This is a genomic window from Tenacibaculum litoreum (assembly GCF_964513915.1).
Taxonomy (GTDB): domain Bacteria; phylum Bacteroidota; class Bacteroidia; order Flavobacteriales; family Flavobacteriaceae; genus Polaribacter; species Polaribacter litoreum.
On the sequence record NZ_CAZEQS010000003.1, the window covers coordinates 1,167,851 to 1,184,017 of the forward strand.

Here is a 16,167-nt window from a genome sequence, read left to right on the forward strand (position 1 = left end):
GTTATATATCTATAATTAAAGGAAGATGATCGCTGGCACTTCTTATTTTACCATAATTATCCCATCCTAGAAACCTTCTTAAAGCTCCTATATTCCCTGGAGTATAACCTCCATCTCCATTAGGCCCATTAGGGGGCAATGGTAAGGCTACTGGAGATCCTGCATTAGCCATACCAACAGGTATTTGAGCCATTCCTGTAGTATAAGCATAATGACCCGGAGGGGCTCCACCAGGAGTAGGCATTACTGCATTGTATGGAGATCCAGTTATTCTGTTAACAATGGTGATATTGGCAGCAGGTCCTCCTGCAGCAGCTCCATACCGTGTTAATACGTTATCGATGCTATCATAGCCAGCAAAATGATTATTACTTCCCAAATAACCATACGCTGGATATCCATTGGTCTCCCAAGGAGTCGCTCCATTTTTGTATTTATGTTTCATATGAGTAAAAACATATCCTTGATCTGGAAAGACTGCTGCAGTGGGGTTGATTTGACGAGTATACCCAGCAGCTCCTGTTAGATTATTATATGCAATAGGCTCAAAGTAAGCATTGAAAATATTCACATTAAAATCTCCTACAATTACTCCTGCTTCATTGGCCGCAAGGTTGTTTGTCATTTCTCTGACATTAGAGAGTTGATTGGTTCCATTAGCAGCAGGACCAAAATTTGGAGGGGCATGATATGCTAATAGCTTAATAGTTCTGGCATTAGCTGCATCCCAAAATGTGGTTAAATATGGTGGTCGATTTCCAATTCCTGGAAACTGTAATCTGTTAGGAGGCATGGCATTATCTGTAAAAAGCCATTGACCAGCAAGTTGGTTAGAATTAATTCCTGGATTAATATTTGACCCTCCTGGGACAGCTACTGCTGGTAAACAATTATTCCAGGGAGCTGCATATCCGACTAAGTTTCCTATTCCGATATTGGCTACCGAATCAGAAGGATTTGCAGCTCCTTGCCAACCCCATGGACCAGTAAAGCTTAAATTAGCACTGTTATAAAACACAGAAATACCTTCACTTACTCCTCCTTGACCTAATATAAGCGGAGGTACTAGCATCCAATTTGCTCCTAATACTGCATTTGCTCTTATTTTTGCTAATAAATCTAAAGCTCCTTGCTGCCCTCCTGCTGTTATCAAAGAACCTTCTACTCCACCTCCTGTTGATGTTTCTATTACCACAAAAATATCTGGAATATTTGATGTCATTGTATCCAATATTAATTGTGCTCTTTGAGTAGAAGCTTGCTGCATATTAATTGTGCTACCTATCTGTCTTCTATTAAAAAAAGGATTATTAATTTTATTAATACCAAACTGCTGTATATTCCAATAGAGTACTCTTGCCATGATCTATGATTTAGTTTTATTATATGCAGCGTACCATCCTAAACTTTTGGCAGTAGCACCTGGATTTGGGTTTCCAAAAAGTAAAAAATTGGTACTTCCTCCTGGTGGTAGTTTGAGAATTCCTAAAAATTTTAATGCTATTTTACTCAATGTCATTAAATATGATTGTTGAGCTTCTACATATTCTAATTTTAAAGTATCAATAGATAATTTTAAGACTCCTTGTAGACTAAGAAGTTTAGCATTACTGCTGGTTCCTGGGAGTTTTATTCCTACAAATGCGTTATAGGAAGTATCGGTAGCTTTATTCCCTGGGCTCCATGCAATCAGTAAACTAGCATTAAAATCTAATGACGCCGCTAATTCACCGGGAGTTCCCATATTTAAAGTCATTTCTAGTCCATACCAATCTTCTGAAAGCCCAGTAGTATTGATTCCTGGCAAACTTAAATTAAGATATCCTAAACTAGAAGGTTTAGTGTCCTTATCTCCACTAACAAGATTATTAATTTGTAATGCAAAATTAGGATATAAACTTAGCTGCCTAGTCGTACTAAGATCTGAGTTAAATACTATTTTTGAAGCATCAAAAGCGTAGTCTACTACTGTTGGTGTACTGATATCAAAAGCCATATCAATATATAAGTTGCTATAACTTAAACCATCTATGATGTCTGTATCTTTACCATCACCATTACCAAAAGAAAAAGCATCCATAACAATTGTTTTTTCTTCAGTTTCATTTGTTGCAGGTGTGGTTGTTTGCATTACTGCATAGTTTAAATACCCCCACATTGCAAAACTAGATTCTATATAAGTTGCTTTTGGATCGGTTGTTAATGTATTAAACTGAATTTTGGTAATTTCTACATTTTTAAGAAGGTTGCTATCAAAATAAAACAAGTTATCATCTTTATTTTCAAACACATATACTGGTGTGCCATCATGATCTTGGTATGTACCATCAAGCACTACTGTATTTAAAGTTTTAGAACCATATTTATTATTGGTACCTATAACGGTATCAGAAAATAAATTGTTCATCGTTAATTGCACCTTACTTTGGAAAAATTTTATCGCTGTATTTTCAAAAAGAACTTGTAACTGAAGCACTTTAAAGTTATAAGTAGCTCCAGCTAAAGGAGGTACAGGTTTATTTATATTTAACCCTTGTAATAATTGTTGCTGATAAGCTGTATCTAGATAATTAATGAGTCCGAAAAGAGAACTCTTTTTTTGCATTTGAATTTTATCTTCAGCATTTACTTTATTGACTTCTATTCCAAAATGATGTGCATTAAATCTAGTCAAGTCAATACCAGAAATCAATCCTTTTAATTGTTGAGGAAATTCTTGTAAATCAATATCGGCTTTGAGCACCAATATTCCGTTCCAATCTTTATTGTTTATAATATTATGGAACTTTTCATACAGAATTGCCTGATTACTTTCTGGGTGTTCTAACCCATATTGATAAGCTTTTTCTGCTTCTGCTATATAATCCTGTACCCATGAAGATATTGCAATTAACTGCTGATATGCATTCGCTGGATCTTCTACTCCTTCTGTATTAAAAGTGTTAGGTTGTGTCCAAGTCTTTGGGTCTTTAACTCTATCTATTAATGTGCCTTTACAAAATTTAAAAATAACTACATTATTATAATCGGCATAAGTGTTTGTTGTTCCTACATTAATATCAAATGGCCAATCTTCAATTGACATTTTATTATTAAATATTGCTTCTGCTGTAGTTTGCCCTCCTTGTTCTCCACTTTTAGAAAATAGTGCTCCCAAATGATTGTTTTGAGTTGCTACTAAAAACTGCTGATTGGTTAAAAAAGCACTTTGTAATGTAGTAGATAGATTAACAAAGCTCATCTGGTATTGAGCAGGCGCAGTTGGTATTTGGTTTTCAGGATACATATATTCAGGTGTAGCCCCCTGATGAATATCATTTTGTCCTAAGTTGAGTAAACTCCAAGCTCCATTGTTATTTACATTTGCTATTAATCCTTGCGGAGTTGTAGAACTTGTATAACTACCATCTACGTTACTCAAAAGTCTTTTTCTTTTACTTGCACTTTTTGATGCTCTTTGCGTAGTTAATTGTGCTGCTATAAGTGTTTTTCGTTCTTTACTAAGTACTTCAGATTCAAAACTAGTTAAATTATCGTTTCCTGGTTTTTGAGAATCCGCTTCAACTGCCAAGTATGGAACAATAGGGACATAAAAATCTTGTTGAGGCATGTCTACACTAGGTTCATAAAACCCTAGTAAATTAGATTTACCCATAATGACCTGACTTACTCCATGATCTTTAGCAAATAAAGAAGCCCCTTCAGGCTGAGAAACATATTGAACATTCTCAGCTACATCAGATATAATATTACACCATCCTGTTAAATATTTATTTTCTAAAGTTGGATTATTGGTTCCTGGATTTACCAGAGAAAGTTCTTGTGCAGGAAAATTTGGAGCGTAAGCTGGTTGTTTACTTTTAAATCGTAATACATCTCCAACAGGAGTTCCATCTTTAATGGAATAAGGTGTAAAGGAGATAGTTTCTGTTCCCGACAACCCTGGTAGAAAATCAAATTGACCATTTTCATCTACTTGGTCTGATTCTGGATCTAGAAAAAAATCACCTTCAGGTTGTAAGTAAAATCGCTCTGTTTCATTAATATCTCTGGGAGAAATAAGTAATAAGGAACTATTAGGCAATGGAGTTAAGTTGTTAGAAGGATTCGTGTTTTCAATTAAATTGATTTTTGGCCATAAAGTAATAGAATGTCCTGTATTTATTGAAAAAAAGCTAGGTAAGTAGCAAGATGTCGATTTTCCTGAACTACTATTAAAAATGCTTCCTGTAAACGCAAAATAAGTATTTAACCCTTTTTTATTTCCTATATCTAAAGGATCAATAGCCGCTTGAGTCATTGCATACTCTACATCAGATTGAGGTTTGAAAATAGGATAACTATATTTTTCAATACTCTTGTCTGTTGGTTCTGTATGGTAGTAACAAGTTTCTGAATAAAAAGCCTTAAAATCACTTTCTAAATTAAATCCTATTGGAAAACTAAATGCACCACAATTATATTGAGTAAATGCTATAGCTATGTCTTTATTAAGCAACGTATCACTTCCAAATTCTTTACTATTAAAAGATATATTGGGACTGTTTAAATCGTAACTTAATTGTATTTGTGTAGCTGCTCCATCTGGAATAAAAGCTACTTCAGTATTATTTCTAATAGATAATGTTGCAAAACCATTTCCCATGGTATAATTAAAAGTTTGGCTAACCTTGATTACATTCTGAGAGTTCACATAAAAGTTAATTGCTATAACATTTTCACCCGTTGGTTTTGAGTTTACATCTAACAACCAAGCTGTAGTTATATTATTTGAAAAGTTTTCTCTATACTTTTGTAAATAAGCTCTTACTTCGTTTATATATTTAGTAATATTTTCATCATCAGGAGCTTTTTCAGCAAAAAGAAAATAAACAGAAAGGTTTTTTGCTTTTGATAAAGTAAGTGTAGATTCTTTATAGGTTGAATCTTCTGGTAGTACTATGGCAGACCATTCATTAAGTTCTGGAGTTAAGTTAGTATACAATGACGAATCTCCAGAGCTCGCATTACTAAATATAATGCCCTCGGTATCTTGTAGAGTTGATCCCATAGTAATAAAATAATTTGTGTGTAAAAAATAGCTTGGCAGTACAATAAAGTATAAGTATCAAAAATGAGAAATAGAAAACACTCTGCTAAAAAAAGCATTATGATACTCTTAGAACTAATCATCCTTAGGACATAATATGGAAACAATCACTATTACATCATAGGGTGATAAATTGGATACAATTAGTTGACTCCCTTTAAAATCAGCTACAGCTATTAGCTGCTGTCTAATCTTTAAAATATGAATACCATTAAACGAGGTGCTATCGTTAAATTTTACATTATTAGTATCTCCTGTATTAACAACAGTAGCCTGCTGAGCTTTACTAATATTATTAATATAACAAATACATTGAGACCCGTTATTGGTGTCTAATACAGCATATTCATTCTTTAAAAGTACAATCGTATCCAGTTTGGATTTTGTAATACTTTGAGAAGATACTGTACTACTCGCAAATACAAAAAAAGCAAGGATTGTATACTTTATATACAATCCTTTTTTTTTATTAACCTTGTGTTGTTTGCGCCTGAATTTCTGCAGTTGCATCATTCTGAGCGTTAGTAATATTAGAAATGGTTACCTGCGCACCTGCAAAATTCCCATTACACACCACACTATAAGAAGGTGAATTTGGCGGAATATTAAATAATCCATTAGCAGGTTTGGTAGCTCCATTATCATAACAAGTAACACCTGCAGGCGCACCTGCTATTGTAAAAGTTAGTGTATTAGCTCTACTAGAATTTGTAATAGTAAGAGTAGATTGTGAACCATTTGCTGTATTCCAAGTTGCAAATTGACCTGAATCTATAGCTGCTGAACCTTGTTGGTTAATTACTGGGTTTTGTGTTGCCGTTGTTGACATAATTTAAAAGTTTAATTAGTTAGTGGTAACGAAGTTAAGTTCTTATTTACTTTGTTTTTTTAAAAAAACTACGAACGTAATAATACCAAGTATTAATGACTATAATTTTGATACAAGTGTTTTCTTATCGCTTTACTAACAAAAAAAACATAATACACTGAAATAAAACAAATTACAAACAAGTGTTCTTATAATAATTTTAATCTTATTTGCTTCAAGCTCATTTTATTATATAAAGTACGAGAACACCTTACTTATTTTACGGTTATTTACGCAGTTTCCTTCTATTGACTTATTATTTTTAGATTCTAAAAACTAAAGTTATGATTAAAAACATTTTGAACTTAGGTTCTATCTTAAACAAAAATGAGCAACAATTTATCAATGGAGGTGGTGATGATCCTGTTACAGATTTATGCATTCCTGCTCCTAGAGAAGCTACTACTTGTCTTATGCCTATTAGTGGTGAGTGTTGTGGTTTATGGGCCTAAAACTAAAAACTATAAAAGCTGTTTAAAAACAGCTTTTATAGTTTTCTACAGTTAAAAATTTGAGATATAAAGTCTTCTTAAATTTAAAAAAACCTTGGTTGTTTATAGGTATCTTCTCCTGATTTAAAATCAAACAATAGTAAAAATTCATGTGAACCAGAACTAAACTCTCCTAAGTTAGATACAGTGTAGTCATAAGCGTAACCTAATTGTAGATTTTTCTTAATTTTAAAATTAACTATTCCACTCCATGAATCATCTAATCTATGAGACACTCCGAATTCCACTTTATTATTCCATAATAAATTTAATGATAAATCCAATGACAAAGGTGCTGAATCTGCGTACTTAACTAGTGTTGATGGTTTTAACTGAAATTTATTCTTTAAATCTATCACATATCCTGCTGTTAAAAAACTGTGCATCTTTTCGGATGCTTTGGTTATTTTTCCATTCGACCTTTCAAAATGTAATGTTTCTAATAAGTTAGGTATAGAAATTCCTAGATAAAATTTTTCTTGGTAATAAAATGCTCCTACACCAAAATTTGGATGTGTTTTATTACTGTTCTGGTTAAATTTAGGATCATTCGATTCTACTTGATTTAACGTTAACAGCCCTATTTGTTGAAAAGTTGCTCCTCCTTTTAACCCAAAAGCTAACTTAGCTTTCTCTGATGTATTTATAGTAAAAGAAAAGTCGGCATAAGCATGTGTTTCACTTACGGGACCTATTTTATCATGAATTAAAGATAACCCCAACCCTACTTTTCTACTTACTGGACTATGTATAAACCCACTAAATGTCTTTGGTGCTCCACTAACACCTACCCATTGTGATCGTGCTAGTAATCCTAAACTTATTCCTTCTTTACTACCTGCATAAGCTGGGTTAATAACCGCCATATTATAAATATATTGAGTGTATTGAGGATCTTGTTGAGCAAATACTTTACTACTTATACTTACTAGTAAAACTAGTAGTATTATATATATTTTCTTTTTCATATAGCTATTTATTTAAATATAACCAGCCTTGGTATGGTTTTGTTATGCCATCATTAAAATCTACTACATACCAATATGTGGCCGCTGGCATTGCTTTTTGGTCTCCTGTTAATGTTAACCTACCATGCGACTTCCCATCCCACCATGTTGGATTTAACTCATTATTATTACTATAGTCATAGACTACATTACCATACCTATTGTATATTTTTATTTTAAATTTAGGATATGCTTCTGACAAACCTGGTATTACAAATTCATCGTTAACACCATCTCCGTCTGGAGAAAAAGAATTTGAAGCAGAAAAGTCTATAACAGGATCAATAGTTCCTCTTTTCTTTTCACATGCTAATGTAAAAATACCATATCCTGAAGCTTTTGCTGTTATACTTTTACTATGAGTATCTATGTATACATTTTCTCTTTCTTTAACCCACTCTTCTCCATTCCATCGTACTATCATTAGTTTACTTGGGTCTGAATAAAAAATTTCTGGTGTCGTTACACTACTCCATGTTAAAGTTAACTCCACCAATTCTTCATTAGATTTATTTTGAATTTCCCAGAACTCATTCATATTTATTAAACCAATATCTTCTTCTTTTTTATCGAAATCAATATTTGCCTTTTCCCAATTAAAACAGACATAAAAATTTGTATCTGGATCTGAAGGAGGTGATATAGTTACAACCCTAGGAACAAAAGTTTGCGATTTATAGTCTCCAACAGGAAAAGTAAAACCTTCATTTCCTCTTTTTTGTACTTTATTATTCACATAACTCTTATTACTAACTCCTGTATTCGTTGCTCCATTTAAATAAGTAACCATTCCATTTTCTTCAGCTTTCAAAATACCATTTTCAAAAAACGTAGTTCCTACTATTTCTATTTCTTTATCTATGTTAAAAGCTAAACCTGCTGACTGGTTGTCGAATTCTACAAACATAAAGCTAGAGGTTCCCCTTCCTGAAATAGTTTGATTTTCATTACCTACAAAACTTGTAAATCCAGTTATTTTATTGTTAGAAAACTTAAACTTTCCATTATTTGTAAAGTTTTTCAACACATACAAATCGCCATCATTTGTAATTGCTCCATAATCTTTTATAAGTATATCTTCATGAACACTTACCAATGTATTTTCAGAAATATAAAGAGTTCCTGTGTTTGTAGTCTGAGCTTTTACTGATATAACAAAACACATAATTATTGATGAGAATATTTTTTCTTTCATAATTATCAACTTATTGTAAAGAAGTTCCATCAATTTTATACCAATAATAGTCTGCACCATCAAAACCACATTGAATTGTTATAGAAGAGTTCATTCCTAAAGTAGACACTCCTGTAACTATCCCTGATCCTTTTATAGTAGTCCCTCCTGTAATATTTAAGTTTAATGCTACTGAAAGACCAAGTAAAGTTCCATTACCTGCTCTATTTACAATTACTAGCTTATTCCCTAAATTACTACTATCGGGTGTTGGTATAGTTATATCTGCTCCCAACCCAAGACTTATTAATCCTGTTTGCTCTATTATTACCGTACCATCTGTATTATCAATAGTTGTGCTTGAAGTTGGGTTTGTAACAATTCTTATATTATTTAACCTGGTTAAAGATGTGTTAATAGTTGAAATATCTGTTTGGTTAGTTGTTGCTAAAACATTATTCCCTGCAACATTTCCAGCTAAAGAAGAAGCTCCTATATCAACAGACCCTCCATTAACTAAACTAATGGTATTTCCACTCAAGCTTAGGTCTTGTGTATCTGAATCTACAACAACCCATGTTGTTCCATCACTAGTTTTATATAATATTCCTGAAGCTGTATCCGTATAAACTTGACCAGCAACACCTGTAACAGCTCCATTAGGATCTCCCGTTCCTGATAAAGTAGCATCCTGTCCTGCTTCTCCAGTATCTCCTTTTAAAGAAGTGATAAAGTCTGCTTCGGTTCCACTGTTTCCTGCATCTAACCATGTTTGATACGCAGACTTTCCATCTACTCCATCGGTTCCATTGGTTCCCGTTGCTCCGGTATCTCCTTTTAAAGAGGTAATAAAATCGGCTTCGGTTCCGCTGTTTCCTGCATCTAACCACGTTTGATAGGCAGATTTTCCGTCAGTTCCATTGGTTCCCGTTGCTCCAGTGTCTCCTTTTAAAGAGGTAATAAAATCAGCTTCGGTTCCGCTATTTCCTGCATCTAACCACGTTTGATACGCAGATTTTCCGTCAGTTCCATCGGTTCCATTGGTTCCCGTTGCTCCAGTATCCCCTTTTAAAGAAGTAATAAAGTCAGCTTCGGTTCCGCTATTTCCTGCATCCAACCACGTTTGATACGCAGATTTTCCGTCTGCTCCATCGGTTCCATTGGTTCCCGTTGCTCCGGTATCTCCTTTTAAAGAGGTAATAAAATCGGCTTCGGTTCCACTGTTTCCTGCATCTAACCACGTTTGATACGCAGACTTTCCATCTACTCCATCGGTTCCATTGGTTCCCGTTGCTCCGGTGTCTCCTTTTAAAGAGGTGATAAAGTCGGCTTCGGTTCCACTGTTTCCTGCATCTAACCATGTTTGATACGCTGATTTTCCATCAGCTCCATCGGTTCCATTAGCTCCTGTTGCTCCGGTGTCTCCTTTTAAAGAGGTAATAAAATCGGCTTCGGTTCCACTGTTTCCTGCATCTAACCACGTTTGATACGCTGATTTTCCGTCTGCTCCATCGGTTCCATTCACTCCCGTTGCTCCGGTGTCTCCTTTTAAAGAGGTGATAAAGTCGGCTTCGGTTCCACTGTTTCCTGCATCTAACCATGTTTGATACGCTGATTTTCCATCAGCTCCATCGGTTCCATTAGCTCCTGTTGCTCCGGTGTCTCCTTTTAAAGAGGTAATAAAATCGGCTTCGGTTCCACTGTTTCCTGCATCTAACCACGTTTGATACGCTGATTTTCCGTCTGCTCCATCGGTTCCATTCGCTCCCGTTGCTCCAGTATCTCCTTTTAATGAAGTGATAAAATCAGCTTCGGTTCCACTGTTTCCTCCATCTAACCACGTTTGATACGCTGATTTTCCGTCTGCTCCATCGGTTCCATTGGTTCCCGTTGCTCCGGTGTCTCCTTTTAAAGAAGTGATAAAGTCGGCTTCGGTTCCACTGTTTCCTGCATCTAACCATATTTGATAAGCTGATTTTCCGTCAGTTCCATCGGTTCCATTGGTTCCCGTTGCTCCGGTATCTCCTTTTAATGAAGTGATAAAGTCGGCTTCGGTTCCGCTGTTTCCTGCATCTAACCACGTTTGATACGCTGATTTTCCATCTGCTCCATCGGTTCCATTCGTTCCCGTTGCTCCGGTGTCTCCTTTTAAAGAAGTGATAAAGTCTGCTTCGGTTCCACTGTTTCCTGCATCTAACCACGTTTGATAGGCAGATTTTCCGTCTGCTCCATCGGTTCCATTCGTTCCCGTTGCTCCAGTATCTCCTTTTAAAGAGGTGATAAAATCGGCTTCGGTTCCACTGTTTCCTGCATCTAACCATGTTTGATACGCTGATTTTCCATCAGCTCCATCGGTTCCATTAGCTCCTGTTGCTCCGGTGTCTCCTTTTAAAGAGGTAATAAAATCGGCTTCGGTTCCACTGTTTCCTGCATCTAACCACGTTTGATACGCTGATTTTCCGTCTGCTCCATCGGTTCCATTGGTTCCCGTTGCTCCAGTGTCTCCTTTTAAAGAGGTAATAAAGTCGGCTTCGGTTCCACTGTTTCCTGCATCCAACCACGTTTGATACGCAGATTTTCCGTCTGCTCCATCGGTTCCATTGGTTCCCGTTGCTCCAGTATCCCCTTTTAAAGAAGTAATAAAGTCAGCTTCGGTTCCGCTATTTCCTGCATCCAACCACGTTTGATAGGCTGATTTCCCGTTAGTTCCATTAGCTCCCGTTGCTCCAGTATCTCCTTTTAAAGAGGTGATAAAATCAGCTTCGGTTCCGCTGTTTCCTGCATCTAGCCACGTTTGATAGGCAGATTTTCCGTCAGTTCCATTGGTTCCCGTTGCTCCAGTGTCTCCTTTTAATGAAGTGATAAAATCGGCTTCGGTTCCGCTGTTTCCTGCATCTAACCACGTTTGATACGCTGATTTTCCGTCTGCTCCATCAGTTCCATTGGTTCCCGTTGCTCCGGTGTCTCCTTTTAAAGAAGTAATAAAATCGGCTTCGGTTCCACTGTTTCCTGCATCTAACCACGTTTGATAGGCAGATTTTCCATCAGCTCCATCGGTTCCATTCGTTCCCGTTGCTCCGGTGTCTCCTTTTAAAGAAGTGATAAAGTCTGCTTCGGTTCCACTGTTTCCTGCATCTAACCACATTTGATACGCTGATTTTCCGTCTGCTCCATCGGTTCCATTGGTTCCCGTTGCTCCAGTGTCTCCTTTTAAAGAGGTAATAAAGTCGGCTTCGGTTCCACTGTTTCCTGCATCTAACCATATTTGATAAGCTGATTTTCCGTCAGTTCCATCGGTTCCATTGGTTCCCGTTGCTCCGGTATCTCCTTTTAAAGAGGTAATAAAATCAGCTTCGGTTCCACTGTTTCCTGCATCTAACCACGTTTGATACGCTGATTTTCCGTCAGTTCCATTGGTTCCCGTTGCTCCGGTATCTCCTTTTAATGAAGTGATAAAGTCGGCTTCGGTTCCGCTGTTTCCTGCATCTAACCACGTTTGATACGCAGACTTTCCATCTACTCCATCGGTTCCATTGGTTCCCGTTGCTCCGGTATCTCCTTTTAAAGAGGTAATAAAATCGGCTTCGGTTCCGCTGTTTCCTGCATCTAACCACGTTTGATAGGCAGATTTTCCGTCAGTTCCATCGGTTCCATTGGTTCCCGTTGCTCCGGTGTCTCCTTTTAAAGAAGTGATAAAGTCGGCTTCGGTTCCACTGTTTCCTGCATCTAACCACGTTTGATAGGCTGATTTTCCGTCTGCTCCATCGGTTCCATTCGTTCCCGTTGCTCCGGTGTCTCCTTTTAAAGAAGTGATAAAGTCTGCTTCGGTTCCACTGTTTCCTGCATCTAACCACGTTTGATACGCTGATTTTCCGTCAGTTCCATTGGTTCCCGTTGCTCCGATGTCTCCTTTTAAAGAAGTGATAAAGTCTGCTTCGGTTCCACTGTTTCCTGCATCTAACCACGTTTGATACGCTGATTTTCCGTCAGCTCCTGACGATGCAACTGAACTCCATGAGCTACCATCCGAACTATAAACCTCTCCAGAATTAGTATCTACATATAAAGCACCTGTAACAGGGTCTACAGAGTTACTAATAGGAGATCCTGTGCCGGTTAATAACTCATTCTCTCCCAAAAGAGATGATAAATCAACTGACTTTGAACTTGCATTTTCTAACTCGAGAGTAAGAATATTAGAGCTGTTTAAAAAGAAATTTTTTATTTGTTGATTATCTGCTTGTGTAGCAATAAGATTTGAGACTGTAGTTATATCTACTAATTGTTCCCATAGCATTCCATTCCAATAATAAAATCCTTTTCCTGAAGTATCGTTAGTATTATAGACTAATAAGCTTTCATTAATTGTGTCACTACTTACTGGTGAAGCTGTGCTTAAATTGTCAATATTCAATCTGGGTATTAATAAGCCTTTGGTATCTGACTTAATATCTAACTGAGCAGATAGATTAGGTGTCAGGGTTCCTATTCCTACTTGTGCAGTAATAGTTACGCTTAAAATTAAGAGTACGAGGGTAGTTACTTTTTTCATTAGTTTCTTTGTTTTGGTGGGACTTCATTGTAATCATGTATTACATTTAATTAAATTTTATTAATAAATTAAATTTAGATGTTCTATCGAGTAAGTAAAGGCATTATATCAGCACTGTCTTCATAGCTAAAAGGCGATAGATTTGAAGAAACACCTAAAACAAACTGATTTACAACACACTAACCTCTTACAATTTAGTAAAAAAATATTGATTTTGGTAAATCCTTTTTTTATTCTTCTTAATTATTAGGTAAAGTCCTCTAGAAACAACTCTTTTTTATATATAGAAATAATTAGGCTTTTTAAGTGGTTTAGAGTAGTTTAATAATTACAAAACGGAAACATTAAACAACAAAAAAGCCTTACTAAAACTAGTAAGGCTTATTGTGATCGCGACAGGATTCGAACCTGTGACCGTCTGCTTAGAAGGCAGATGCTCTATCCAGCTGAGCTACGCGACCATTGTGTCGGGGTGGCAGGATTCGAACCTGCGACCTCCTGCTCCCAAAGCAGGCGCGATGACCGGGCTACGCTACACCCCGATTAGTGTCATCTACAACTTTTTTGCGGAGAGACCGGGATTCGAACCCGGGCATCCCGAAGGATGACAGCTTAGCAGGCTGCTGCATTACCACTCTGCCACCTCTCCTTAATTCTTGCCGAAGCGTGAACTAAAAATTGCGAGTGCAAATGTATAACTATATATACGTTTCTACAAACTTTTTTGCTAAAAAAATTACCTACTCTGGATACTCAACTCGTAAGTGGTAGATATTCATTAACTTATTCTTAATAATTTTTTTAATTTTTTCTATTTCTCTAAAAGTAATATCAGAATTTATGAACTGATTATCGTTTTTTTGCTTGTCTATAATTCTATCAATTAACACATCTACCGATTGTGCTGTCGGATTTTTCAAACTTTTAGAAGCTGCTTCTGCTGCATCACACATCATTAAAATTGCAGTTTCTTTTGAAAACGGAATTGGCCCTGGATATTGAAACTTCTGAATATCAACATCTGGATTATTTTCTTGCTCTTGTTTATAAAAGTAATACGTAACGCTTGTTCCGTGATGTGTACGGATAAAGTCTATTATCCTATCTGGTAATTTATTCTTTTTAGCTATTTCAATTCCGTTAATTACGTGATCTAAAATAATACGTGCACTATCTACTGGTAACAAATCGTTATGTGGATTAACTCCTGTAGATTGATTTTCGGTAAAATACATTGGATTTACCATTTTACCAATGTCGTGATACAAAGCTCCTGTTCTTACTAACATAGAGTTCGCTCCTATTTCGTTTGCTGCTGCTTCAGCTAAATTAGCCACCTGCATAGAATGTTGGAACGTTCCTGGTGCTTTTTCATTTAAATCTCTTAATAATTTTGAATTTGTATTAGAAAGCTCTAATAAAGTTACATCAGAAACCAATCCGAAAAGCTTTTCATAAAAATAGATAAAAAATACTGCTAAGAACGATAATAACCCATTGGCAGCAAACAACCCAAAATACATCCAATTTATTTTGTCTGCATTTCCTTCTTTTAAAATAGAAAAGGCTAAATAGGTAACCATATAAATTAACGTAATTTGTCCTATAGACATAAATAAACTAGCTCTTTTATACAGTTCAGAAACCGTTAATATGGTTACAATTCCGGCAATAATGTGTAAGTAAATAAACTCGAAGCTATTTGGCACAATAAAACCTAATAACAATACGGTAAGTACATGAGTAAATAAACCTAATCGAGCATCAAAAAAAGCTTTCAGTACAATTGGTAAAATACTTAACGGAACAACATACAAATAATCAGAATTGTATTTTACCACCATCGTTTGTACAAAAATCATTAAAAAGATATTGAAGAAAATAAAGGTTACTTTATTATTATCATTAAAAGTTTCAAACCTATATCTTTCTAAAAACAATAATAACATCAACAATGCTAGGGCTACTAAAATTGTGTATCCGAATACAATCCAATTATAATTAGATTTTGTCCAAATTCTAGAGCTTGATGCTACTTCATACGATTTTAAAACATTATACTTTCTTCCTTCAACAATATCTCCTTTTAAAATAATTAATTCTCCTTTTGAAACTTTTCCTTTCGCATAAGAAATACCTTGTAAACGTTCATTTAACTCCTTTTCACTGAATTTATAATCGTACGTTACATTAGGACGCAAATTACTTGATAAATAGTTTATTAACAGGCGTTGTTTATAATACTGAAGCCCTTCTGTATTGGTTCGTAAAAAGCTTAAAATATCTTTTGATTGTACTAATCTTGAAAATGGAACATCATCAATAGAGTTTCCTTTTCGTAATATTATTACATCTCCTCTAATAGCTTTATCAATGCTTGCATCATCTAGAAAACCATACAGGTATATCTTATCAATGAGTTTCTCTCCTTCTCTAACTAAATCTCTAATAGCACTAGTTGATAAAGAATCTAGATTTGTAACTTGATTAGTAAATGAACGTAATACCTCTGTTTTTATCGATGTATCAACTACAAAATATTTTTTTGAACTATTTTCAAGTTCTTTTTTCTCTTCTGCTATTTCTTCTGGAGTTTTTTGAATAGCAAAATCAAAAGGAGCATATAGATTATCATATTGCCAGGGTTTTCCTTGTGGAAAATCATACTTAAACTGTCCTCCCTTTGGGAACAAGTATACAATAGCAATTACTGTTATTAAGAACAACAACACTTTGTAAATTATCGTGTTATTCTTGTACAGTCTGTTGATTAAATCGTTCATTTTTGATGTTTATAAAATGTAAATATAACCTTTCTCTATTATTTGAGTACTTGTTATAAAATGGTTATTTTCGCAAAACAAATCTTAATACAATTCACCCAATACATGAAATCAATAGTAGGAAAATAATTATTAAGCACTTAACAGCTTTATTATTTTAGTCACTTTTGGTTATTGGGATAAATAAAATTTAACAAATAGTA

Annotated in this window: 9 protein-coding genes and 3 tRNA genes; 1 reads left to right on the top strand and 11 read right to left on the bottom strand. The window is 35.3% G+C overall.

The window, feature by feature from the left end; genetic code table 11:
* Position 1: 1 nt before the first annotated feature.
* The 4 genes from ACKTTR_RS11295 to ACKTTR_RS11310 form a co-directional block, all read right to left on the bottom strand.
* Positions 2-1,363 (bottom strand): hypothetical protein, encoded by a 1,362-nt coding sequence (locus tag ACKTTR_RS11295; RefSeq protein WP_408027935.1) that lies wholly within the window; start codon positions 1,361-1,363, stop codon positions 2-4.
* Between the two features lie 3 nt (positions 1,364-1,366).
* Positions 1,367-5,050, bottom strand: coding sequence for a hypothetical protein (locus tag ACKTTR_RS11300; protein WP_408027936.1), 3,684 nt, complete (start codon positions 5,048-5,050; stop codon positions 1,367-1,369).
* 114 nt (positions 5,051-5,164) lie between these two features.
* Positions 5,165-5,602, bottom strand: coding sequence for a hypothetical protein (locus ACKTTR_RS11305; protein ID WP_408027937.1), 438 nt, complete (start codon positions 5,600-5,602; stop codon positions 5,165-5,167).
* A complete protein-coding gene (locus ACKTTR_RS11310; protein ID WP_408027938.1) occupies positions 5,559-5,918 on the bottom strand; it encodes a hypothetical protein in 360 nt (119 codons plus the stop codon). Before ACKTTR_RS11310 ends, ACKTTR_RS11305 begins: the two co-directional genes overlap by 44 nt.
* Positions 5,919-6,241: 323 nt before the next feature.
* Between ACKTTR_RS11310 and ACKTTR_RS11315 the strand changes: the two genes are divergently transcribed.
* Positions 6,242-6,409: a hypothetical protein gene (locus ACKTTR_RS11315; protein WP_408027939.1), complete on the top strand. Its 168-nt coding sequence runs from the start codon at positions 6,242-6,244 to the stop codon at positions 6,407-6,409.
* Positions 6,410-6,492: 83 nt separating this feature from the next.
* Here the strand turns inward: ACKTTR_RS11315 and ACKTTR_RS11320 are convergent, their stop codons facing one another.
* The 7 genes from ACKTTR_RS11320 to ACKTTR_RS11350 all read right to left on the bottom strand — a co-directional run bounded on the left by ACKTTR_RS11320 (position 6,493) and on the right by ACKTTR_RS11350 (position 15,964).
* A complete protein-coding gene (locus ACKTTR_RS11320) occupies positions 6,493-7,416 on the bottom strand; it encodes a PorP/SprF family type IX secretion system membrane protein (RefSeq protein WP_408027940.1) in 924 nt (307 codons plus the stop codon).
* A 4-nt stretch (positions 7,417-7,420) separates the two neighbouring features.
* Positions 7,421-8,650: a gliding motility-associated C-terminal domain-containing protein gene (locus ACKTTR_RS11325; protein WP_408027941.1), complete on the bottom strand. Its 1,230-nt coding sequence runs from the start codon at positions 8,648-8,650 to the stop codon at positions 7,421-7,423.
* 10 nt (positions 8,651-8,660) lie between these two features.
* Positions 8,661-13,181, bottom strand: a complete 4,521-nt coding sequence (locus ACKTTR_RS11330) for a beta strand repeat-containing protein (protein WP_408027942.1) — start codon at positions 13,179-13,181, stop codon at positions 8,661-8,663.
* 387 nt (positions 13,182-13,568) lie between these two features.
* Positions 13,569-13,642: transfer RNA gene (locus ACKTTR_RS11335), tRNA-Arg, on the bottom strand.
* A gap of 6 nt (positions 13,643-13,648) precedes the next feature.
* Positions 13,649-13,723, bottom strand: a tRNA-Pro gene (locus ACKTTR_RS11340).
* Between the two features lie 25 nt (positions 13,724-13,748).
* Positions 13,749-13,830, bottom strand: a tRNA-Ser gene (locus tag ACKTTR_RS11345).
* Positions 13,831-13,921: 91 nt separating this feature from the next.
* Positions 13,922-15,964 (bottom strand): HD family phosphohydrolase, encoded by a 2,043-nt coding sequence (locus ACKTTR_RS11350; protein ID WP_408027943.1) that lies wholly within the window; start codon positions 15,962-15,964, stop codon positions 13,922-13,924.
* Between the last annotated feature and the right edge of the window lie 203 nt (positions 15,965-16,167).

Excerpts from the sequence above, each read along its gene's own strand:
- ACKTTR_RS11310 (WP_408027938.1), bottom strand. The coding sequence starts at position 5,918 with ATGTCAACAACGGCAACACAAAACCCAGTAATTAACCAACAAGGTTCA.
- ACKTTR_RS11320 (WP_408027940.1), bottom strand. The coding sequence starts at position 7,416 with ATGAAAAAGAAAATATATATAATACTACTAGTTTTACTAGTAAGTATA.
- ACKTTR_RS11350 (WP_408027943.1), bottom strand. The coding sequence starts at position 15,964 with ATGAACGATTTAATCAACAGACTGTACAAGAATAACACGATAATTTAC.
- ACKTTR_RS11315 (WP_408027939.1), top strand. The coding sequence starts at position 6,242 with ATGATTAAAAACATTTTGAACTTAGGTTCTATCTTAAACAAAAATGAG.
- ACKTTR_RS11330 (WP_408027942.1), bottom strand. The coding sequence starts at position 13,181 with ATGAAAAAAGTAACTACCCTCGTACTCTTAATTTTAAGCGTAACTATT.
- ACKTTR_RS11300 (WP_408027936.1), bottom strand. The coding sequence starts at position 5,050 with ATGGGATCAACTCTACAAGATACCGAGGGCATTATATTTAGTAATGCG.
- ACKTTR_RS11305 (WP_408027937.1), bottom strand. The coding sequence starts at position 5,602 with ATGATGCAACTGCAGAAATTCAGGCGCAAACAACACAAGGTTAATAAA.
- ACKTTR_RS11295 (WP_408027935.1), bottom strand. The coding sequence starts at position 1,363 with ATGGCAAGAGTACTCTATTGGAATATACAGCAGTTTGGTATTAATAAA.
- ACKTTR_RS11325 (WP_408027941.1), bottom strand. The coding sequence starts at position 8,650 with ATGAAAGAAAAAATATTCTCATCAATAATTATGTGTTTTGTTATATCA.